We start from the raw sequence: 21,633 nt of genomic DNA, 5'->3' as shown, positions 1-21,633 counted from the left end.
TGCAGAGGCTAAATTAGGAAAAAAATGATTGTATAATAAAACAACTAGAAAATAAAAATGGCTGTCTAAATTCATAGACAGCCATTTTGAAATTATTTTAACAATGTATTATACTCCTGGTAAATCACCACCTTCTTTAGTAGGAAGGTTAGTTGTTCCCATCAAGTACAAATCAACTTCTCTGGCAGCCTCACGACCTTCAGAAATAGCCCAAACAATTAAGGATTGTCCTCTTCTCATATCTCCCGCAGTGAATATGTTCGGAACATTAGTTTGGTAGTTATTTGCTTTATAGTTACTTCTAAAGTCTGTTTGTAAACCTAGTTGTTCAGCCAAAGTTTTCTCTGGACCTGTAAAACCTAAAGCCAATAAAGCTAAGTCACATGGCCATATTTTCTCAGAACCTTCAACTTCAATCAATTCTGGGCGTTGTCCAGGAACGATTTTCCATTCTACATTTACCGTTTTAAGAGCAGTTAATTTACCATTAGCATCTTTGATGAATTCTTTGGTGTTGATTAACCAGTTTCTTTCACAACCTTCTTTATGAGAAGAAGATGTTTTCAACTGCAACGGCCAGAAAGGCCATGGAGTAGTTTCGCTTCTTCCTACTGGAGGTTTTGGCATAATCTCAAAGTTGGTTACTGATTTCGCCCCATGACGGTTAGAAGTACCCACACAGTCAGATCCTGTATCTCCACCACCAATAACGATTACATCTTTACCGGTAGCTAATACTTGATTTTCGATTTTTTCTCCAAAAACTACTTTGGTTTGTTGTGTCAAGAAATCCATTGCTTGAACTACGCCATCTGCATCAGCACCTGGAGTAGGTAAGCTTCTTCTTTCTGTTGCTCCACCACAAAGCACGATAGAATCAAATGCTTTTAAGTCATTGATATCATAGTTTACACCAACGTTAGTGTTTACTTTGAAAGTAATACCTTCTGCTTCAAGGATAGCAATACGTCTGTCGATGATTTCTTTTTCTAATTTGAAATTAGGAATACCATAACGTAATAATCCACCTATTGCATTGTCTCTTTCAAAAACAGTAACTGTATGACCAGCTCTGTTCAATTGTTGTGCAGCAGCTAATCCAGCAGGACCGGACCCAACAACAGCAACAGTTTTACCCGTTCTGTTTTTTGGAGGTTGTGGTTTGATCCATCCTTCTGCGAAAGCACGTTCAACGATGTTTTTTTCTATATTTTCAATAGATATTGGTTCATTGATAATCCCTAATACACATGCTTTTTCACATGGTGCAGGACATAAACGTCCTGTAAATTCAGGGAAGTTATTTGTTGAGTGTAGTATCCAAGAGGCTTTTTGCCATTCACCTTGGTGAACCATGTGGTTGAAATCAGGGATTAAATTCCCTAACGGACATCCACTATGACAAAATGGGATACCACAATCCATACAACGTGAACCTTGTTCTGTGATTTCAGCTTCGCTCAAAGGAACTGTAAATTCTTTATAATGCCCTACACGCTCTTGTACAGCTGTGTATGATTCATCTTTTCTTTCGAATTCTTTAAAACCTGTTACTTTTCCCATTGTATTATACTGTTAATTCTTCTACCATTTGTACCTCAGTTTCCAAACGCTTCAATGCTTTTTTGTATTCTGTAGGCATTACTTTTACGAAATTGTTTAAGCTTGCGCTCCAATCTTTCAATAATTCAGTTCCTTTAGTACTGTTGGTGTAAAGGACATGCTTCTCGATCAATTGTTTTAATTCATCTGCTTCAGCACCTTCGATTGTTTCAAATTCAATAGTTTCGGTGTTACACAAACCGTTTTTGAAATTGTTATTTGGATCGTAAATATAAGCGATACCACCACTCATACCTGCTGCAAAGTTTCTTCCTGTTTTACCAAGAACAACAACTTTACCACCAGTCATGTATTCACAACCGTGATCTCCCACACCCTCAACTACTGCTGTAGCACCTGAGTTACGTACTGCAAAACGTTCTCCTGCAATACCGTTGATGTAAGCTTCTCCTTCGATTGCTCCAAACAAACAAACATTTCCAACGATAATGTTATCTTCAGCAACAAATGTCGCAGCAGCTGGTTTCTTAATGATTAATTTAGCTCCAGACAAACCTTTACCCAAATAGTCATTTGTATTTCCTTCTACTGTAAAAGTTAATCCATGTGCACTGAATGCTCCTAAACTTTGTCCTGCTGAACCTGTGAAATTAATGTTTAAGGTATCTTCTGGTAATCCTAAGTGACCGTATATTTTTGAAATTTCGTTACTCACAATTGCACCAACAGATCTGTTGATATTGCTAATTGGGTAATCCAAAGTCATTTTTTCTTTTCTATATAAAGCACGATGAGAATCTTTCAAGATTTGGAAATCCAATACATTGTCTAATCCATGGTCTTGTTTCTCAGTGTTACGAACTGTCATGTACTTGTACGTGTCAGGTCTGTGTAGGATAGAAGATAAATCTAAACCTCTTGCTTTATAATGAGTAATTGCTTTGTTAGAATTGATTTTGTGCGTTTGACCAATCATTTCTTCTAATGTTCTGAAACCTAATTGAGCCATAATTCCTCTTAATTCTTCTGCCACATAGTAGAAGAAGTTAATTACGTGCTCAGGAGTTCCTTTAAAGTTTTTGCGTAACTCTTTATCTTGAGTAGCGATACCTACAGGACAAGTGTTCAAGTGACATTTACGCATCATGATACATCCAGAAGCAACTAGTGGAGCAGTAGCGAAGCCAAATTCTTCAGCACCTAGTAAAGCAGCAATAGCTACGTCACGTCCTGTTTTCAATTGACCGTCACATTCTACAACGATACGGCTTCTTAAGTTGTTTAATACTAACGTTTGTTGTGCTTCTGCCAAACCAAGTTCCCAAGGAAGACCTGCGTGTTTCAACGATGTTAATGGAGATGCTCCAGTACCACCATCGTAACCTGCAATTAATACAACGTCAGCTTTTGCTTTAGCAACACCCGCAGCAATTGTTCCAACACCAACTTCAGAAACTAATTTCACGTTGATACGTGCTTCTCTGTTAGCGTTTTTCAAATCATAGATTAATTGTGCTAAATCCTCAATTGAGTAAATATCGTGGTGTGGCGGAGGTGAAATCAGTCCTACAAAAGGAGTTGAGTTACGAGCCGATGCAATCCATGGCAATACTTTTTCACCTGGTAATTGTCCACCTTCTCCTGGTTTTGCACCCTGAGCCATTTTAATTTGAATCTCTTTTGCACTAGATAAGTAGTGAGAAGTTACTCCAAAACGTCCAGAAGCTACTTGCTTGATAGCCGAGTTACGGCTGTCTCCGTTTACATCTGGTTGGAAACGAGTTCTGTCTTCTCCTCCTTCACCTGAATTGGATTTTCCTCCAATACGGTTCATTGCGATGGCTAAGTTTTCGTGAGCTTCTCTAGAGATAGATCCGTAAGACATTGCACCTGTTTTGAAACGTTTTACGATTTCAGTCCATGGTTCTACTTCGTCTAATGGAATAGGGTCTAAGTTATCAAACTCAAATAATCCACGAATGGTCATTAAGTTTTTAGCTTGATCGTTTACAGTTTTAGCATATACATCATAACTATCTTGATCACTTAAGCGTACAGCTTGTTGTAATTTAGCGATAGTGGTTGGGTTGAACATATGTCTTTCCCCGTTACGTCTCCATCTATATTCTCCACCAATGTTTAATCCTAAACGGTTTGGAATTAATACATCTGGATAAGCGTAATTATATCTTTCGCTAATTTCTTTCTCAATTTCATACAATCCAATACCTTCAATTCTTGAAGCTGTGTAAGGGAAGTATTTTTCAACAAATTTAGAGTTGAAACCAACGATTTCAAAAATCTGAGAACCTCTATAAGAATGTAAAGTAGAGATTCCGATTTTGTTCATGATTTTTAGAATTCCTGAACCAATTGCTTTGTTGAAGTTGTCAACTGCTTTTTGTTCGCTGATACCAGTGATGAAACCTTCTTGTACTTGTACTCGAATAATTTCGTTTACCATATAAGGGTTGATAGCACTTGCTCCGTAACCAAATAAAGTAGCGAAATGATGTGGTTCACGTGGTTCTGCCGATTCGATAATGATATCAAAGTAAGAACGCTTACGCAAACGGTTCATTTGGTGGTGAACGTAAGAACAAGCTAATAAAGCAGGGATTGGAGCGAACTCTTTGTTTACACCTCTATCTGATAAGATAATAATGTTTGTTCCTCTTTCAACCGCTTTTGTAATTTGGATGATAATGTTATCCAAAGCATTTTCTAAACCATTTAATCCTTTTGATTTTGAGTAAAGAATTTCAATAGTTTCTGCCTTGAAATTATCTATTGATATGTTTCTGATTTTCTCTAAATCGTCATTAGAGATTACCGGATTTTGAATTCTTAATTTTCTACATTGTTTGCTAGAAATGTCAAAAATATTTCTGTCTTGACCTAAAGCCAAACTAATATCTGTTACAATTTCCTCACGGATACCATCCAAAGGTGGATTTGTTACCTGTGCAAATAATTGTTTGAAATAGTTAGGGATTAATTGAGGTCTGTCAGATAAAACAGCAAGAGGTGTATCGATACCCATTGAACCCAAAGCTTCTTTTCCAGCTTGAGCCATTGGAACAATCATTTCTTGTATGTCCTCTAATGTATAATTGAACAAACGCTCTCTTGTTTTTAAATCGATAGTTTCGATAGGACAAGCGATCGTAGTAGTAGGAACGTCTTTTAAGTTCAAACGGTATTGTTTCAGCCATTCTTGGTAAGGTCTTTCAGAAACAATTTTGCTTTTGATTTCCTCATCATTGATGATACGTCCTTCGTTCATGTCCACCAAGAACATTTTTCCAGGTTCTAATCTACCATGGCTTTCAACGTCAGCAGGGTCAACTTCTACAACACCAATTTCTGATGCCATGATTAATTTACCACTTTTTGTTACAGTATAACGAGAAGGTCTCAAACCATTACGGTCTAATAACGCTCCAACGTAGTCACCATCGGAGAACGGTACAGATGCTGGTCCGTCCCATGGTTCCATGATACAAGCATTGTATTCGTAGAAAGCTTTTCTTTCTTCCGACATGGTTTTGTGTTTCTCCCATGCTTCAGGAATCATCATCATCATTACTTCTGGTAATGATCTTCCTGTATGTGTTAATAATTCAACCACCATGTCCATAGAAGCAGAATCAGACTTTCCTGGTAAAATGATAGGGAATAATTTTTCTATTTGTGGTCCAAAGACATCACTTTTCATGATTTCTTCACGAACACGCATTCTACTTACGTTACCACGAAGGGTGTTAATCTCACCATTTTGACACATGTATCTAAAAGGTTGCGCCAATTCCCATGTAGGCATCGTATTGGTAGAGAAACGTTGATGTACTAATGCCAAACGAGTTACTAAATCAGTTTGTTGTAAGTCGGTATAATACGGGCCAATATCTTCAGGCATAATAATACCTTTATATATTAAGGTAGTAGTAGATAAACTTGGAACATAAAAATAAGAACTTTGCGAGATTTTAGAGCCAGCAATTGTGTGTTCAGTGATTTTACGGGCAGCATATAATTTTGCTTTGAAAGTAGCCTCATCAATATCCTCAGTTTTCCCAACGAATAATTGCTCAATAGAAGGTTCAGAAGCTAATGCAATTTCACCTAGTTGAGTAGAATCAACAGGAACTTCTCTCCATCCTAAAACAGCAAGTCCTTGTGCTTTGATTTCTTTTTCAAAGATGTCTTTACAAAAAACGTATTGATTTTTGATTTTAGGTAAAAACACCATACCAACTGCATATTCACGAGCAGCAGGTAATTTAAAATCACAAACTCTATTGAAATATTCGTGTGGTATGTCAATCAAAAGTCCGGCACCATCTCCTGTTTTCCCGTCAGCACTTACACCACCACGGTGCTCTAGTTTTACTAGAATTTCTAATGCGTCGTGTATAATTTGATTCGTTTTCTCACCTTTAAGGTTGCAAATAAAACCAGCTCCACAGTTTTCATGCTCGAATTCTGGCAAATAAAGGCCTTGTTCTTTAAGTTTCATGCTTGATAAATTTTTTTACAAAAATAAAGATTTCATTATACATTATGAATCGAAAACGTGGTGGAAGCTGTATTTTTGTAATAAAAGCATAAAATTCGATGATAATTGTAAATAATTCGGTTTTTGCTTCTTTGTTTTAGTAAATCGATAATTTTATTTGTTATTGAAAGCCAATTTTAACCAATTTGGACAAGTTTTTATGTTTTTTTTTGCGAATTTTCAAACGTAATAGTGTCGTGTTTTTGCCGATTCTGATTTTTTTCGATTTAAAAAATGAAATTCTTTTTATTTAACATTTGTTATCAAAATATTGATTTTTAAATATTAAAAATATTTCTCTCTTAGGATGTATTTTGCTACTTTTGTGCCACTTATTTATTCTGAAACAAATTCAGGAACAAGATAAAATCTATATTATGAACATACACGAATATCAAGGTAAAGAAATTTTAGCTAGCTACGGGGTTCGCATTCAACGCGGAATCGTTGCTAATAACGCAGACGAAGCTGTTGCTGCTGCAAAACAATTAACTGCTGAAACAGGAACGGGATGGCATGTTATCAAAGCCCAAGTTCACGCTGGTGGACGTGGTAAAGGTGGTGGAGTGAAATTAGCTAAAAACTTGGATCAAGTTGCTGAAATTGCTGGACAAATTATAGGAATGCAATTAGTAACTCCTCAAACTTCTGCTGAAGGTAAAAGAGTTCACAAAGTATTAGTAGCTGAGGATGTTTACTATCCTGGTGAAAGTGAAGTTTCTGAATTTTATGTATCCGTACTTTTGAATAGAGGAACAGGTCGTAATATGATTATGTATTCTACTGAAGGTGGAATGGATATCGAAGAAGTAGCTGAGCATACTCCTCATTTAATCTTTACAGAAGAAATAGATCCTTCTGTTGGATTACAAGGTTTTCAAGCAAGAAAAATTGCTTTTAACTTAGGCCTTTCTGGAAATGCATTGAAAGAAATGGTGAAGTTTATTGACGCTTTATACAAGGCATATATTGGTTCAGACGCATCTATGTTTGAAATCAATCCAGTTTTGAAAACTTCTGATGATAAAATTTTAGCGGTTGATGCTAAGGTTGATATTGATGATAACGCTTTATACAGACAAGTAAGCATTGCTGAAATGCGTGACATTCGTGAGGAGAATCCAATCGAAGTGGAAGCTAAAGAAGTAGGATTAAACTATGTTGATCTTGACGGAACTGTAGGATGTATGGTTAATGGTGCTGGTCTTGCAATGGCAACTATGGATTTAATTAAGTATGCTGGTTTTGAACCTGCAAACTTCTTAGACGTAGGTGGAACTGCTGATGCTAAACGTGTGGAAACTGCTTTCCGTATTATCTTAAAAGATCCAAACGTAAAAGCTATTTTGATTAATATTTTTGGAGGTATCGTTCGTTGTGACCGTGTGGCTCAAGGAGTTGTTGATGCTTATAAAAACATGGGTGATGCTATTAAAGTGCCTATTATTGTTCGTTTGCAAGGAACTAACGCTGATATCGCTAAGGAATTAATTGATAATTCTGGTATGCCAATCTTATCTGCAGTAGCTTTTCAAGAAGCAGCTGATCAAGTTCAAGCAGCACTTTCTTAATTGAAAATTAATTGCAACTAGTTTTGCTAGTTGAATTCAATATAAATCCTGGGTGAAAGCTCGGGATTTTTTTGTACTGCTACTAAATAGATTCGTGTTAGAATTTAAGGTTATCACAATGTTAATCTCAATCTGTCGTTTTGAATTCTTTTCTTGATGACTATTTGGTTGTTTTTATAGCGATTCTATAATATTGCAGATGAATAATTATTGACTAACTATTTTTAAATGGATAAAATTAGCAGCCTAATTATTTACCTTTTTTTTGTGTTTTATCATTGAGTTAAGCTATTTGAGTTCTTTATTTTTTTATGGGTAAGTGATGTAGTTTTGAGTTGTAAAAGAAAAGAAAAGAAAATAAAACTTAAAAGGAAAAATCATGAAAAAAATAAGCTTATCTATTGTGTGTCTTTTGTTGCTTTGTACTGCTTTGGTGTCAGCAAACGAATTGAAACCTAAAAAAACGAATTCTAAAGTTTTCCAAGAATTAACTACTTTTTTAACACCTCAATCCTCAGTGGGTGAATTAGAAAATGAAACTGTGGTAAAAGTAAAGATTAGAATTAATGCCAATAATGAAATTGTTGTGTTGCAAACAGATTCCTTCAATGAAGAATTAAATAATTATATAAATGAAAGTTTGAACTTCAAAAAACTTAAAACAGATGAATTGTTAATTGATACCATTTATGTTTTTGATGTAAATTTTCAATCGTAAATTAAACACTAAAATAAATTTAAAATCCTAAGCTATGTGGCTTAGGATTTTTTTATAAATTTTACTTTTCTTGCTAATTGGAAGCTTATCAATTGTTATAAGAATAAATTGTACCGGTGGGCATAAACTTATTTATTAGTGTAAGATAAAATCAATCCTGATTAGAAAATGGCTAAAGTATCGAAAATACAAATTTTGGTTTAAAAAACATAAATGCTGTAATTTTTCCAGAATCTTGAATTGGCTTGATAATTATTTTTGGGTCCAAATTATAGGTATTTGCTATGGACTTCCTTTAAATTTATCTGCTTTGAATTTAAGTTTATCAATGAGTTATACTTTTTTATTGAAACAAATGATTGATAGTATATAGAATCTAAATTGAGGCCTTTTAAGTAGTCTATATTGAAGGTGTTGTTAAATAGTTAATAATCAATATATCAGATGTAGAAAAAAATGTATAACTTTAAAAATCTAGCTTTATAAAGCACTTTAATTTTCTAATATTAGAAAGTATGACATTTGAGATAGCCATCGTAATCGGAATTTTATTCACTGCATTTCTTTTGTTTGTAAGTGAAAAATTTACGGTAGATAAAACAGCCTTTTTTATATTAACTAGTTTGCTTATTTGCGGAATTGTAACTCCTGAAGAAGCTGTTTCGGGATTTTCAGATAATGCTGTGTTGACCATATTGTGCTTAATGATAATTGCTATTGGTTTAGAAAAAAATGGGGTTGTCGCTATGATGGTGCATAAAATCATACCCATTATTAAATTACCAATATGGGTTTTTCTACCAATATTAATGATAGTTGTAGGTTTTCTATCTTCCTTTGTGGCAACAACTGCAGTGGTTATCGTTTTTATCAAATTGTTTAACGAACTGGATAAATTAGGGAAAATTGATCGCTCAAAAGTATTGTTGCCGATTTCATTTGCTGGAATTTTAGGAGGTAGTTGTACCTTGATGGGGACCAGTACCAATCTGATTGTTTCTGATATTTCCAGAGTAAGTGGTGTTGGGCGATTTAGTTTCTTTGAGTTCTCAAGCGCTGGTATTTTGTTTTTGTTGCTCTCAATTCCAATTATTTTTGTTCTTGCCAAGAAATTTTTACCCACATCGCCCGAGTTAGATACCATTGAACTTCACAATAAATTTGGCTACATTACTACCGTAAAAATTAGAGAAGGTTCTAAATTGATAGGTAAAAAGACATCTGAAACCGAAATTTGGGATGAAAATGACATTCATCTTATTAAAATACAAAGAGGAAAACACTATTTAAAAGGAGATTTAAAATCAGAAGTGTTGCAAGAGAATGACATACTTTGGTTGGATTTAACCATAGAAGACTTGACCGCGCGTACGGAAAGTTTAGGATTGAATATATTGGGTGTTGATCAAGATTTAATAGAAGAGCACTTTACAAATGAATTCCATGAGGTGATTATCTTGCCTAATTCACGTTTTATCAATATGTCTATCGAAGAATTTAATGATACTTTACCTGAAAATGTATATGTAAAAGGGGTGAGTAGTAGTTTTAAAGATCGGAATACTAGGAATTATTTCAAGAAATTTTTCTCAAAAAAGTTCATTATCCCTGGCAATCGTGTGTTACTAACGGGAAGTTTGACAGAAATTCAAAAGATTGCCAATAATAATAATTTGCTTTTTGCCAATACCGTTATTACCAATCCGTATATCCCAACGTATAAAAAAGTAATTTCATTTCTGGCTATCTTATTAGTAATTGCATTGTCAGCATCAAATACTTTTTCGATACTTAAAAGTTGTTTAATAGGGGTGGCTTTGTGCTTATTTACAGGCTGTATTCAGCTGAAAGATGCTTATACCGATATCAATTGGCAAGTGATTTTTTTATTGGCTGGTATGATACCACTTGGTGTCGCAATGAGAAACACAGGTACAGATGAGTACATGGCAGAACAATTGTACGGTGTTTTGAAGGTGGTTCCTGCCTCAGTAACCATCTCTATTATATTTGCTTTTACCATGCTGATGAGTGGTTTTATTTCTAATAATGCCACCGCAATTATAGTGGCGCCTATTGTAATAGCGATTGCAGCCAAATTAGAACTTAATCCTAAGCCTTTGTTGTATGCAGTGATGTTTGGGGCTAACTTTAGTTTTTACACCCCAATGGGTTACCAAACCAATGCCATTATTTATGGTTTGGGAATTTACAAATTCAAACATTTCCTAATTATTGGAGGAGTCCTTTCCATAGTATTACTGATTTTGGCTTCCTTTTTATTGCCAATGCTCTATTTGTAGTTTTGTGTTGATTTAGTTTTTTGTTTGTTTAGCCAGCATTATTTTGGGGTATTTATTAAATACTATAGCATTAAAAATAATTTTAAAATGATTTTTGTTGTTTGACCAATTTCCCGTTAAGTACTTTGATTGGTTGTCATTATCGTCGATAAAAATTCCATCTTCATTATAGTTCTCGCTGAATTTCAAACTAAAATTCCCAGTGTTTTGGTTGTTTGTAAATTCGTTTAGGGAAATAGCGTTTGTGGAATATGTCCCCCTGAGCTTTATTTTAATTTTAATTTTTTTCTTGTCATAGTAATAATATCCGCTTACCGAATTGTCTTTATTGGAAAGTGTTAAAGCCATACTAATAGGATACAATTTGTTTATTTTTCCAAAAAGGAAAATGTTGTTTTCAGCATTATTTCTTTCTTTTTGATTGATTATAAATTTATCTATTGCTTTTTTAGAAGTATAATTGGCATTAAATAAAATTTTATAACCCCATTCACTTAAAAATTTTTTCATAACCTCCTTAGAAAAGGATTTGGTCAAATAAGGCGTGCAGGCTTTCGCAACATGAGGATAACAATCATTTGTTAGTGAAATTGTTAATTGGTTGTTTGTTACTTCATATTTCTCAATATCGTAATAAGAGCAATAAGGTTCAGAGCCTTCACAATCTTTGATGGCGGTAACAAATTCTTTCTTGGCTTCCGTTAACCAATGTTTCTCCATAAAATCCAAATATCCGTTCAGCGTAAAAAAAGCCTGAAACGGAATATTTTCGTTATTTTCAACAGCTCCATTTTTTAAATTAAAAATCAGCTCTCTTTCAAATGGACTTGGATAAGGCCCCAAGTATTCTCCTTCTGTTTTGAGGTATAAATGAGTGGGGCTTAATTGGTATTTGAATTTGCAATCAGAATATCTAAAATCTTCTTCTTTCTTTAATTGAAATCCTTCAATCATGAATTCCTCTAAAATGAATTGATTAATCTTGTTAGCAACAGCAGTATATTCTTTTTTTAAAGGAATCACTTTTGGAATTTCATTGTTTTCTTCCTCAAATAAAGTGGATTTGATATTGACTTTTTGAACAGCTATTTTGTCTTGAGCATGCAGTAATAAGGAAACCAATGTCAATACTAATAAAATGGATTTTTTCATGTATGATTGAGGAATGTTGAGATTGAATTTGTGGATATTTTTGAAAACTAGCAGTTGCTAAGGTATTTAATTCTAATTTGAATAGCGGAAAGTTGTACTTTCAATGTTGTTCTTATGAATCGATTTTCTATGCGGGTACTAGCTGTAGGTTTACTTTAGCATCATTTTTTATATCTCTTTAACAAGTTTATCAACTATCTCTTTTGCCATTGAGTTGGTATTTTGCTTAAACTGGTCAATATACAACCAAGTAAACTTCTTTGTCGACTTCCATACATTTTTAATTGTTTGGTCTTTATTGCTTGCAGTTAGTTTTCCTTCTTTTATTGTCGAACCATTTTGTGTCATTTTGTAACTTACTACTAAGTCTTGTTCTTGAGGAAAAATTGCCTCTAAATCACTAACTGTATATGCAACAATTAGAATAATGGAATTCCCTTTGTGTGTATAAACGAAACTGTTTGGAATTTTTTCTACTTTCATTTCAAGTTTTCTTCCTTGTAGTTTTTCTGAAATTTTCAAGGAGTCTACATATTGCATAAAATTTATTTGAAATAATTGCCCGACTGTAACAGGATTAATTTCGCATTTTATTGTATTGTTCCACTGCCAATAAAGTATAGCAGGAATAAATTGCGATTTTACTTTAGTCGAAGTAATTATGCTGGTTTTACTTTCAAGTCCAGTTAAGTCAAATGTAAAACTGTTATTTGCTGAGTTTGTTTTTACTTCTTGAAACTTAGGTTCAGAAAAACTTGTAAATTTATTTGTCCCAATACAACTTGTCAAAAGGGTGATTGTCAAAATAGTTAATAAATTTATTTTCATTTTTTTATGAGTATTTATCTTTTGGTTGTTTTTAAAATTGGTGAGACTTGTATATAGTTCTGACAAACGGCGGATATTATTTCATTAAGCTAATGTAAGAAAAAATCATTATAAATTTGTATATAAAAAAAGCGTTTAATCTCAATTTATATCGAGATTAAACGCCTTGTAAATTTTGAATAAAAGTAAATCTTATCGAATCGCTTTCACAAATTCTGATATTTTAGAAGTTCCTTCCTCAGTCAAATGTTTGATGAAAGCACTACCAATAATCGCTCCTTTGGCATATTCAGTCGCTTGGTTGAAGGTTTCTGCATTGTTGATTCCAAAACCGATGATTTGTTGGTTTTTTAAGTTCATGTTGGCAATGCGTTTGAAGTAGTCTTCTTGTGTGCTGCCAAAACCAGATTGAGAACCAGTCACACTAGCTGAACTTACCATATAAATAAATCCGTTAGAAACGCTGTCGATAAAACGAATGCGCTCGTCAGAGGTTTGTGGCGTGATAAGGAAAACATTGATTAATCCGTGTTTTTCAAAAATGGCTTGGTATTCATCTGCATAAACGTCTACGGGTAAATCAGGAATGATTAATCCATCAATGCCTACTTCAGCACATTTGGCACAAAAAGCTTCTACACCATACTGCATCATAGGGTTGAAATAGCCCATGATGATCAACGGAATCGATACCGTTTTGCGAATGTCCTTCAGTTGGCTGAATAAAATTTCAGTAGTCATGCCGTTGTGTAAAGCTGCTGTGGAACTTTCTTGAATCGTAGGTCCATCAGCTAAAGGATCGCTAAAAGGCAAGCCTATTTCGATTAAATCCACGCCGTTTTTTTCTAAATCTTGAATGATTTGGACTGTGTCGTTTAGATTAGGATATCCAGCTGAAAAGTAGATGGAGAGTATTTTTTGATCTTCTTGTAATTTTTGTTCGATTCTATTCATTGTAACCGTTCTATTTTTATCAGAGGGAACTCTGGCTTTTTGAGGTAATTGCTTTTTTAATTGGTAACGATGTAGGCCCAAGCTTTTACGTTTGATTCTACAGTTACTTCAGCACGTTTGTAATGCAAACCTTCATAGGTGTCAGCAAGTTGTATTTCTTCATCGGTAACTTCGTAAAGCCATCCTGTGATGATGTCTTTTGGATTTTCTGTAGCCGTGATGATAGGGTAGGTTTCCATCCCGAACTCTTCTTCGATTTCAATTTGGGTAATGGTATAGCCAATCAACCTTTCTGGAGTTCCTTTCAAAAGGCGACCGAAAATGTTTTGTTGGATATCAGTGTCTTTTAATGTTCCGTATGCGAATAAATTTGCCATGTTCTCTTTTTTTAATGTAATGCCTAATGTTGTTGTGTGTGCGTTAAAGATGGTCCCGAATTGTCAGGGTCAACCCGATTTTTTTTGCGGGAACGACCTGAAATAAATTCAAGATAAACCCTAACTATAATTTAAAATAATCGATATAAGTTTCTAAATCTTTGTCTCCACGACCTGAAAGGCAAATGACTACAATATCTTCGGGTTTGAATTTTTTCTCTTTTAAAACTGCCAAGGCATGGGAAGACTCAATTGCAGGAATGATTCCTTCTAATTGTGCCAACTCAAAACCTGCTTTCATAGCTTCATCATCAGTCATTGAGTAGAATTCGCCACGTCCTGAGGTCGCCAGATGCGCGTGCATAGGTCCTACTCCTGGATAGTCCAATCCTGCCGAAATAGAATAAGGTTCTGTAATTTGTCCGTCGAGGGATTGCATCAACAAGGTTTTACAGCCGTGGATAACCCCCATTTTACCTAGTTTGCTAGTAGCGGCACTGTGTCCAGAATTGACTCCTTTTCCTGCTGCTTCAACGGCTATGATACCTACTTCTGGTTCATGTAAAAAATGATAAAAAGTACCTGCCGCATTACTACCTCCACCGATACAAGCTACAACATAGTCTGGGTTTTCACGTCCTTCTTTTTCGTTTAATTGCCATTTGATTTCCTCAGAAATGATGCTTTGAAAACGGGTCACCATATCAGGATAAGGGTGTGGGCCAATGGCTGAGCCAATAATGTAATGGGTGTCAACAGGGTTGTTGATCCAATCGCGAATGGCCTCATTAGTTGCGTCTTTCAAAGTACGAGAACCTGATTTGGCTGGACGTACTTCGGCACCTAACATTTTCATACGAGCTACATTGGGGGCTTGACGTTTGATGTCAATTTCTCCCATATAAACAATGCATTCTAAGCCCATCAAGGCACAAACTGTAGCAGTCGCCACTCCGTGTTGTCCTGCACCTGTTTCAGCAATGATGCGATTTTTTCCTAGTTTTTTAGCAACTAGAATCTGCCCGATGGTATTGTTGATTTTGTGCGCACCTGTATGATTCAAATCTTCTCTCTTGAGATAAATCTTGGTGTTGAATTTTTCTGATAAACGTTTTGCGTAGTACAACGGACTAGGACGTCCCACGTAATCCTTTAACAACTGATCAAACTCGGCTTTAAAATCAGGTTCTGCTGTAATTTTAAGGTAGTTTTGACGTAATTCTTCAACATTTGGATAGAGCATTTCGGGGATGTAAGCACCGCCAAATTCGCCATAATACCCTTTTTCGTCTACATTATATGATCCCATATTTTATTTTTTTATGAAAACGTACTTCGGTCCGTCTTTACTTTATTGTTGAGAGACATTGTAATGTCTCTATGTTTTTTAATCCTGGTTCTATTTCAAATTTGCTATTTACGTCAATGGCGTGAATAGGTAAATTGGTTTTTAATATTTCATTTACAGCCTCCATTTCATCTAAACCGATTCCGCCACTAAGGAAAAAAGGTTTACTAGAAGGATAGTTTTCGAGTACTTTCCAGTCAAATGTGGTTCCGTTTCCGCCAGGAAGCTTCCCTTTAGTGTCAAAAAGGAAGTAGTCACATACTGATTCATAGGGTTTTAGTACCTCAAAATTAAAGTCGTCTAATATAGAAAAAACTTTAATTATTTCTGTCCTTTTCTGTAATTTGCTTTTTAGTTCGGTACAAAATTCCACAGATTCTTTGCCGTGTAATTGTACGGCTTGTAAATTGTTAAGGCTTACTTTTTGTAAAATTTCTTCAATGGTTTCATTGACAAAAACCCCAGTTTTCTTGATGCTTTCCGGTAATGAAGGTATTACTCCATCAAAATATCGTGCTGATTTTTCCCAAAATATAAATCCCATATAATCGGGTAGGAGCGATCCTACTTCGATTATATTGTCGGGGTATTTCATTCCGCAAATTTTGATTTTCATTTTGTTGTTGTTTTTGTTTTGCAAAGTTTAATCGTATAGCCTTTAAGCTTTACCTTCTAACTGCTGAATAAATTCTGTTGCCGCTTTTCCCGCATTATCTGTTTTCATGAAGTTTTCACCAATTAAGAAACCTTTGTATCCATAGGGTTTTAATTCAGTTATGGCTTCAATACTACTGATGCCACTTTCAGAAACTTTTACAAATTCATTTGGAATTTTATCGGCCAAATGCTTGCTGAAATCCAAACTTACTTCAAAGGTTTTTAGGTTTCTATTGTTCACTCCAATCATATCTAATGTAGGCATGATTGATTTTTCTAATTCTTCTAGATTATGAACTTCCAATAAAACCTCTAGTCCAAGACTATGTGCGAATTCAGACAATGATTTGATTTCCTCGCGAGTTAAAACCGCTGCGATTAGTAAAATCAAGTCGGCTCCGTGAGCTTTGGCTTCCAAGATTTGGTATTCATCTACAATGAATTCTTTTCGCAATAGCGGGATATTTACAGATGCTCTTGCCAACAATAAATCGTCTAATGAACCGCCAAAATATTTTCCATCAGTCAATACAGAGATTCCGCAAGCGCCTGCGTCTTCATATCCTTTTACGACTTCTTCAACCGTAAATCCGTGGTTGATAACGGATTTAGATGGCGAACGTCGTTTGTGTTCGGCGATGATTCCTGAATGGCTATTTTTTAAATTTTGGCTTAACGAAATTGTTTCTTTCGAAAAAAATACTGAAGCTTCCAATTGTGAAACAGGAATGATTGATTTCTTTAGAATAACTTCTTGTTTTTTGTCAACTATGATTCTATCTAGGATGTTCATTATGTATTATGTTTAAAGTTTAAAGTTTTAGTGTTTAAAGTTCTATTCTATTCGTCTTATGATTCAACTTTAAATACTACATCTTAAACTATTTATCGACTCAATTCTTGCAATTTAAGCAACGCATTTAATCCTTTTCCAGAAAGCAAACTTTCTTTAGCTTTTTCAAAACCTTCTAATGGATTGCAATTTGTCACCGTAGCAATTGCCATGGCTGCATTGGCACAAACTACATTGTTTTGGGCTTCAGTTCCTTTTCCAGAAATGATATTTACAAACATTTGCGCTGATTCTTCAATAGTGTTTCCACCCTCAATTTCACTTTGTTGTATTAATCGAACACCAAAATCTTCTGGATTCAACATTCTTTCTGTGCTTTTGGTGATGATTTTAGCAGGTCCCGTTAATGATATTTCGTCATAACCGTCCAGTGCGTGAACAATGGTGAAATTACTGTCGGTATTTTGGTATAGATAACCATACATTCTAGCCAATTCCAAATTGAAAACCCCTAATAATTGATTTTTAGGAAATGATGGATTAATCATTGGTCCGAGAATGTTAAAAATGGTTCGTACACCCAGTTCTCTTCTAATAGGTCCCACGTTTTTCATTGCAGGATGAAATAAGGGTGCGTGTAGAATGCAAATTCCAGCCTCATCCACACATTTTTTTAGAAAATCGGCATCATTGCTGAATTTAACTCCTAAACTCTCCATTACATTACTAGAACCAGTAATAGAAGAAACCCCATAATTACCGTGTTTAGTTACTTTTATTCCTGCTCCGGCAGTTATGAAGGAAGCTAAAGTTGAGATGTTAAAAGTGTCTTTGCCATCTCCTCCAGTACCAACTAAATCAATTGTGTTGTAATCAGATAAATCAATGCGAACGCATAATTCTAAAAGGGCTTCTCTAAATCCAGCCAATTCATCAATACTAATGCTTCGCATCATGTATACGGTTAAAAAAGAGGCAATTTGACTTGGATTATAACTTCCGTTAGAAATATTAACCAAAACGTTTTTAGCTTCTTCCTTAGAAAGCATTTCGTTATTGATTAATCTATTGAGAATGTTTTTCATTTTTTTTAAAGTTGCTAAGAATCTATGTACTTAAGGTTCTAAGTTTTTATTAACTGAATACTGCTTACTAGCTGTTAACCCAGTTTTCAAGCATTTTTTTTCCGTTTGGTGTTAAAACACTTTCAGGATGAAATTGTACGCCACGAACATCAAATGTTTTATGACGCAATGACATAACTTGTCCATTTTCGTCAAAAGAAGTAGCTTCGAGAGCATCAGGTAAAGTAGCGTCAACTACCCATGAGTGGTAGCGTCCTACTTCAAATTCCTTTCCTAAACCTTGAAATAAAACTTCATCGTCAACTACTGTTTTTACGTTAGTGGCTACACCATGATACACATTGTCAAGATTAGAAAGTGTTCCGCCGTATACTTCACCAATAGCTTGTTGGCCAAGACATACTCCAAAGATACTTTTTGTTGCGCCGTATTTAGCAATGACAGGTTTTAATAAACCTGCTTCGTCTGGGATTCCAGGTCCTGGAGAAAGTAAGATTTTGTCGAAATGTGCTATTTCGTCTATGTCAAATTCGTCATTTCGATATACCGTAACCTCGCAATTCAAATCTTCCAGATAATGCACTAAATTATAAGTGAAACTATCGTAATTATCTATAACTAGTATTTTTTTCATTTTCATTAAAATTGTAAGTTAGGAGTGAATGGTTATTAATTTTTAGTGCTTAACATTCACTACTTAACTTATTATCGTTTCTATATTGTTTCTGCTAAATCCAAAGCCGTATTTAAAGCTCTCAATTTGTTGTATACTTCTTGCATTTCACTTTCTTCATTAGAACTCGCTACAATTCCAGCTCCAGCCTGTGAATGTAGTTGATGATTTTTACTCAAGAAAGTTCGAATCATAATGGCATGATTGAAATTACCTTCAAAATCCATAAAACCAATGGCACCTCCATAAAAATTGCGATTAGTTTTTTCGTAATCTTCAATCAATTGCATGGCTCTGTGTTTAGGAGCGCCGCTCAAAGTTCCCGCAGGGAAAGTATCGGCAACCACTTGTAAAGTTGTAGCATTGTCATGCAAATGTCCTGTAACTTTAGATACTAAGTGAATGACGTGTGAAAAGAACTGTACTTCTCTGTAACGTTCAACATTTACGTTATGACCGTGACGACTCAAGTCATTTCGAGCTAAGTCAACTAACATGACATGTTCACTATTTTCTTTTTTATCTTCGGATAGTTGTTTCGCTAAAATAGCGTCTTTTTCGTCATCACCTGTACGTTTGAACGTTCCTGCAATAGGATGAATTTCGGCTTTACGGTCTTTGACAATAATTTGTGCTTCAGGAGAAGAGCCAAATATTTTGAAATCGCCATAGTCAAAAAAGAAGAGGTAAGGAGAAGGGTTTATGCTTCGTAACGCTCTATAAACATTAAATTCGTCTCCTTTGAATCCTTGGGTGAATCGTCTCGATAATACTAATTGAAAAACGTCACCTCTGTAACAATGTTTTTTGGCTAAGGCAACATTTTGTTTGAATTCCTCATCTGTTAGGTTTGAAAATCCTTCACCTTCTCTAGTAAAACTATAAGTTGACAAGTTTCGAGATTGCAATAATTGCTCTAACTCAGAGATGTTATTACGACCATCTAAACTGTGACAAAAAATATAGGCTTGGTTTTTAAAATGGTTTATTGCAATAATATTTTGGTAAACTGCGTAATAAACATCAGGAATGGTGTTGCTATTTTCTTTTTTGGCAATTGTTACTTTTTCAAAATAACGAACGGCATCATAGGAAATGTATCCAAATAATCCATTATTGATGAATTTGAAATCATTTTTCTCCGATTGAAATTGCCCTGAGAACTCTTGAATAATCTGTGGAATATCTGTTTTTGCATCAATAGTAATAGTTTCAGTCGTTCCGTCAGGAAAATTTTTATAAATGGTTTCGTTTTCGATTTTGAAAGAAGCAATAGGATTGCAACAGATATAGGAAAAACTATTGTCACTTCCATGATAGTCACTACTTTCAAGCAATAAACTATTAGGGAATTTATCTCTAATTTTCAGATACACACTCACAGGAGTAATGGTGTCTGCCAATATTTGTTTATAGTGGGTTTTGAGTATAAATGGTTTCAATTTATTTTGATTTTAAAATTAGTTGACTCTGATTTTTTTAATTGAAAAAAGGCTTGTCGTGTTGACAAGCCTTTTTTATATATTTTTATAGAAATAATACCATAGGAGCTTAGTTCACGACTATTGACGTAAATTGTTCCACCACCAAGTATTTTTATTTGTAAATTTCATAGGGCAAATATATAAATGTAATTTGATTTTTCAAATTTTAAATACTAAAATATGATTAATTTTGTTAGATTTTGGTTAAAACACCAAGTAAACATTAAGGTCAAATTGATCGTAGATAGTCTTATCGCCTAAGTCGTCAAAAAAGCTTCCTGATCCATATCTAATGTCATATTTTGTTCGGTCAACACTTAGATTTGCCATAGCCGTGTTTCCTTTTACAATTAAATCAAAAATAATTGGATGTGATTTTCCTTTGATAGTTAAGGTGCCTATGATTGTGTAGACATTATTGCCTTTGCTTGTAACTGTTTTGAATGTTAAAAGAGAAGTGTCAAAATTATAGATACCAAAAAAATCGTCTGATTTTAAATGTCCTTCAAGTTTGGCTTTTGAACTCCCTGTTTGGTCTGTGTTGTCCAGTGTAGTCATGTCAGCGATAAATCGGCCACCAACAACTTTATTATTGTTGAACATTAAGACGCCTTCTTTAAATTTAATTGTTCCTTCGTGCTGTCCAGTTATTTTTTTCCCAGTCCATTTAATGATACTTTTGGAAACATCTATTTTTTTGTCTTGCGCTTCTAATTTTGTGAAACTGAAGATAACAAGGAGTGCGAGTAGTAGTAGTTTTAGATTTTTCATTGTATAGATGGTTTTAGTTAATAAAATTATATGTTGTATGTTTAATTATCGAATATGTAATAATGTTCTTTCTCAAAGTTACAATAAAATCATAATATTTAAACTAATTATCAGTAAACAATTGGTTGTCATTAGTTAATATTAACAGTTATTTTGAGTTTTAGATAAAAAAAACACCTCTAAACGCTATTGCTTAGAGGTGCTTTAGTAATTCTGTAACTACTTTTTAGAATTGTAAATTCACAGCCAATTCAAATTCATCTGAAATCGCTTTGTCTCCTAGGTTGTCAAAAAAGCTTCCTGAACCGTACTTGATGTCGTATTTGGTTCTATTTACATTAAATGTTGTGCTTGCCGTATTACCTTTTACCGCTAGGTTAAAAGTGATTGGATTTGCTTTACCTTTGATAATTAAATCTCCAGTTACCGTATAAACATCTTTTGATTTTGGGGCAATCTTTTTAAATACTAAAGTAGAAGTTGGATATTTTTCAGTTCCAAAAAAGTCATCTGATTTTAAATGTCCGTCTAATTTTTGTTGGTATTCACCTGATAGATCTGTTGCGGTCATCGAATTCATGTCTACAGTGAAATTTCCACCTACTAATTTAGAATTTTTAAAAATTAACTGGCCTTCTTTGAAATTTACAGTTCCGTTATGTTTTCCGGTTACTTTTTTACCTACCCAGTTGATGTTGCTTTTAGCAGCGTCAATTTTCTTAGTTTGTGCATTGATGTTTGCTGTAGTAAATACTAATACTAAGGCTAGTGCAATTGTTTTTAATTTTTTCATTGTTT

Annotated in this window: 17 protein-coding genes; 3 read left to right on the top strand and 14 right to left on the bottom strand. The window is 34.4% G+C overall.

Annotation, left to right across the window (positions count from 1 at the left end):
• Nucleotides 1-108 precede the first annotated feature (108 nt).
• Together ACNH59_RS14590 and gltB are read right to left on the bottom strand one after the other, a co-directional pair.
• Nucleotides 109-1,563, bottom strand: a complete 1,455-nt coding sequence (locus ACNH59_RS14590) for a glutamate synthase subunit beta (protein WP_418263253.1) — start codon at nt 1,561-1,563, stop codon at nt 109-111.
• 4 nt (nt 1,564-1,567) lie between these two features.
• Complete coding sequence (gene gltB, locus ACNH59_RS14585) at nt 1,568-6,082, bottom strand: glutamate synthase large subunit (RefSeq protein WP_418263252.1); 4,515 nt, start codon at nt 6,080-6,082, stop codon at nt 1,568-1,570.
• A 416-nt stretch (nt 6,083-6,498) separates the two neighbouring features.
• On the opposite strand from gltB, the gene sucC reads away from it, so the two are divergent.
• The 3 genes from sucC to ACNH59_RS14570 all read left to right on the top strand — a co-directional run bounded on the left by sucC (nt 6,499) and on the right by ACNH59_RS14570 (nt 10,713).
• Nucleotides 6,499-7,692, top strand: a complete 1,194-nt coding sequence (gene sucC / locus ACNH59_RS14580) for an ADP-forming succinate--CoA ligase subunit beta (protein WP_418263251.1) — start codon at nt 6,499-6,501, stop codon at nt 7,690-7,692.
• A 379-nt stretch (nt 7,693-8,071) separates the two neighbouring features.
• Complete coding sequence (locus ACNH59_RS14575; RefSeq protein WP_418263250.1) at nt 8,072-8,410, top strand: hypothetical protein; 339 nt, start codon at nt 8,072-8,074, stop codon at nt 8,408-8,410.
• Between the two features lie 515 nt (nt 8,411-8,925).
• Entirely contained in the window at nt 8,926-10,713 is a 1,788-nt protein-coding gene (locus ACNH59_RS14570) for an SLC13 family permease (RefSeq protein ID WP_418263249.1), read from the top strand.
• Between the two features lie 12 nt (nt 10,714-10,725).
• On the opposite strand, the gene ACNH59_RS14565 is transcribed toward ACNH59_RS14570, so the two are convergent.
• The 12 genes from ACNH59_RS14565 to ACNH59_RS14510 all read right to left on the bottom strand — a co-directional run bounded on the left by ACNH59_RS14565 (nt 10,726) and on the right by ACNH59_RS14510 (nt 21,628).
• Entirely contained in the window at nt 10,726-11,865 is a 1,140-nt protein-coding gene (locus ACNH59_RS14565; RefSeq protein ID WP_418263248.1) for a hypothetical protein, read from the bottom strand.
• 168 nt (nt 11,866-12,033) lie between these two features.
• Entirely contained in the window at nt 12,034-12,693 is a 660-nt protein-coding gene (locus ACNH59_RS14560) for a hypothetical protein (protein WP_418263247.1), read from the bottom strand.
• 192 nt (nt 12,694-12,885) lie between these two features.
• A complete protein-coding gene (gene trpA, locus ACNH59_RS14555) occupies nt 12,886-13,647 on the bottom strand; it encodes a tryptophan synthase subunit alpha (RefSeq protein ID WP_418263246.1) in 762 nt (253 codons plus the stop codon).
• A 56-nt stretch (nt 13,648-13,703) separates the two neighbouring features.
• Nucleotides 13,704-14,024 carry a gamma-glutamylcyclotransferase family protein gene (locus tag ACNH59_RS14550; protein ID WP_418263245.1) on the bottom strand — a complete coding sequence of 107 codons (321 nt, stop codon included), beginning with the start codon at nt 14,022-14,024 and terminating at the stop codon, nt 13,704-13,706.
• Between the two features lie 124 nt (nt 14,025-14,148).
• A complete protein-coding gene (trpB, locus tag ACNH59_RS14545; RefSeq protein WP_418263244.1) occupies nt 14,149-15,333 on the bottom strand; it encodes a tryptophan synthase subunit beta in 1,185 nt (394 codons plus the stop codon).
• A gap of 37 nt (nt 15,334-15,370) precedes the next feature.
• Entirely contained in the window at nt 15,371-15,988 is a 618-nt protein-coding gene (locus ACNH59_RS14540) for a phosphoribosylanthranilate isomerase (protein ID WP_418263243.1), read from the bottom strand.
• Between the two features lie 42 nt (nt 15,989-16,030).
• Entirely contained in the window at nt 16,031-16,822 is a 792-nt protein-coding gene (gene trpC / locus ACNH59_RS14535) for an indole-3-glycerol phosphate synthase TrpC (protein ID WP_418263242.1), read from the bottom strand.
• A 92-nt stretch (nt 16,823-16,914) separates the two neighbouring features.
• A complete protein-coding gene (trpD, locus tag ACNH59_RS14530; protein WP_418263241.1) occupies nt 16,915-17,907 on the bottom strand; it encodes an anthranilate phosphoribosyltransferase in 993 nt (330 codons plus the stop codon).
• 67 nt (nt 17,908-17,974) lie between these two features.
• Nucleotides 17,975-18,541, bottom strand: coding sequence for an anthranilate synthase component II (locus tag ACNH59_RS14525; protein WP_418263240.1), 567 nt, complete (start codon nt 18,539-18,541; stop codon nt 17,975-17,977).
• Nucleotides 18,542-18,621: 80 nt separating this feature from the next.
• The gene (locus ACNH59_RS14520) at nt 18,622-20,022 is read right to left on the bottom strand and encodes an anthranilate synthase component I family protein (protein WP_418263239.1); all 1,401 of its coding nucleotides are present in this window, start codon (nt 20,020-20,022) and stop codon (nt 18,622-18,624) included.
• A 246-nt stretch (nt 20,023-20,268) separates the two neighbouring features.
• Nucleotides 20,269-20,835 (bottom strand): YceI family protein, encoded by a 567-nt coding sequence (locus ACNH59_RS14515; protein WP_418263238.1) that lies wholly within the window; start codon nt 20,833-20,835, stop codon nt 20,269-20,271.
• Between the two features lie 226 nt (nt 20,836-21,061).
• Nucleotides 21,062-21,628 (bottom strand): YceI family protein, encoded by a 567-nt coding sequence (locus ACNH59_RS14510; protein WP_418263237.1) that lies wholly within the window; start codon nt 21,626-21,628, stop codon nt 21,062-21,064.
• Nucleotides 21,629-21,633 lie beyond the last annotated feature (5 nt).

It is taken from the genome of Flavobacterium faecale (assembly GCF_048320115.1).
GTDB classification, from domain to species: Bacteria; Bacteroidota; Bacteroidia; order Flavobacteriales; family Flavobacteriaceae; genus Flavobacterium; species Flavobacterium faecale_A.
This window is presented reverse-complemented; position numbering and strand designations above follow the sequence as displayed.

What these genes read in the sequence shown, in the direction of transcription:
- ACNH59_RS14590 (WP_418263253.1), bottom strand. Translation starts at nt 1,563, where the DNA reads ATGGGAAAAGTAACAGGTTTTAAAGAATTCGAAAGAAAAGATGAATCA.
- gltB (WP_418263252.1), bottom strand. Translation starts at nt 6,082, where the DNA reads ATGAAACTTAAAGAACAAGGCCTTTATTTGCCAGAATTCGAGCATGAA.
- sucC (WP_418263251.1), top strand. Translation starts at nt 6,499, where the DNA reads ATGAACATACACGAATATCAAGGTAAAGAAATTTTAGCTAGCTACGGG.
- ACNH59_RS14575 (WP_418263250.1), top strand. Translation starts at nt 8,072, where the DNA reads ATGAAAAAAATAAGCTTATCTATTGTGTGTCTTTTGTTGCTTTGTACT.
- ACNH59_RS14570 (WP_418263249.1), top strand. Translation starts at nt 8,926, where the DNA reads ATGACATTTGAGATAGCCATCGTAATCGGAATTTTATTCACTGCATTT.
- ACNH59_RS14565 (WP_418263248.1), bottom strand. Translation starts at nt 11,865, where the DNA reads ATGAAAAAATCCATTTTATTAGTATTGACATTGGTTTCCTTATTACTG.
- ACNH59_RS14560 (WP_418263247.1), bottom strand. Translation starts at nt 12,693, where the DNA reads ATGAAAATAAATTTATTAACTATTTTGACAATCACCCTTTTGACAAGT.
- trpA (WP_418263246.1), bottom strand. Translation starts at nt 13,647, where the DNA reads ATGAATAGAATCGAACAAAAATTACAAGAAGATCAAAAAATACTCTCC.
- ACNH59_RS14550 (WP_418263245.1), bottom strand. Translation starts at nt 14,024, where the DNA reads ATGGCAAATTTATTCGCATACGGAACATTAAAAGACACTGATATCCAA.
- trpB (WP_418263244.1), bottom strand. Translation starts at nt 15,333, where the DNA reads ATGGGATCATATAATGTAGACGAAAAAGGGTATTATGGCGAATTTGGC.
- ACNH59_RS14540 (WP_418263243.1), bottom strand. Translation starts at nt 15,988, where the DNA reads ATGAAAATCAAAATTTGCGGAATGAAATACCCCGACAATATAATCGAA.
- trpC (WP_418263242.1), bottom strand. Translation starts at nt 16,822, where the DNA reads ATGAACATCCTAGATAGAATCATAGTTGACAAAAAACAAGAAGTTATT.
- trpD (WP_418263241.1), bottom strand. Translation starts at nt 17,907, where the DNA reads ATGAAAAACATTCTCAATAGATTAATCAATAACGAAATGCTTTCTAAG.
- ACNH59_RS14525 (WP_418263240.1), bottom strand. Translation starts at nt 18,541, where the DNA reads ATGAAAAAAATACTAGTTATAGATAATTACGATAGTTTCACTTATAAT.
- ACNH59_RS14515 (WP_418263238.1), bottom strand. Translation starts at nt 20,835, where the DNA reads ATGAAAAATCTAAAACTACTACTACTCGCACTCCTTGTTATCTTCAGT.
- ACNH59_RS14510 (WP_418263237.1), bottom strand. Translation starts at nt 21,628, where the DNA reads ATGAAAAAATTAAAAACAATTGCACTAGCCTTAGTATTAGTATTTACT.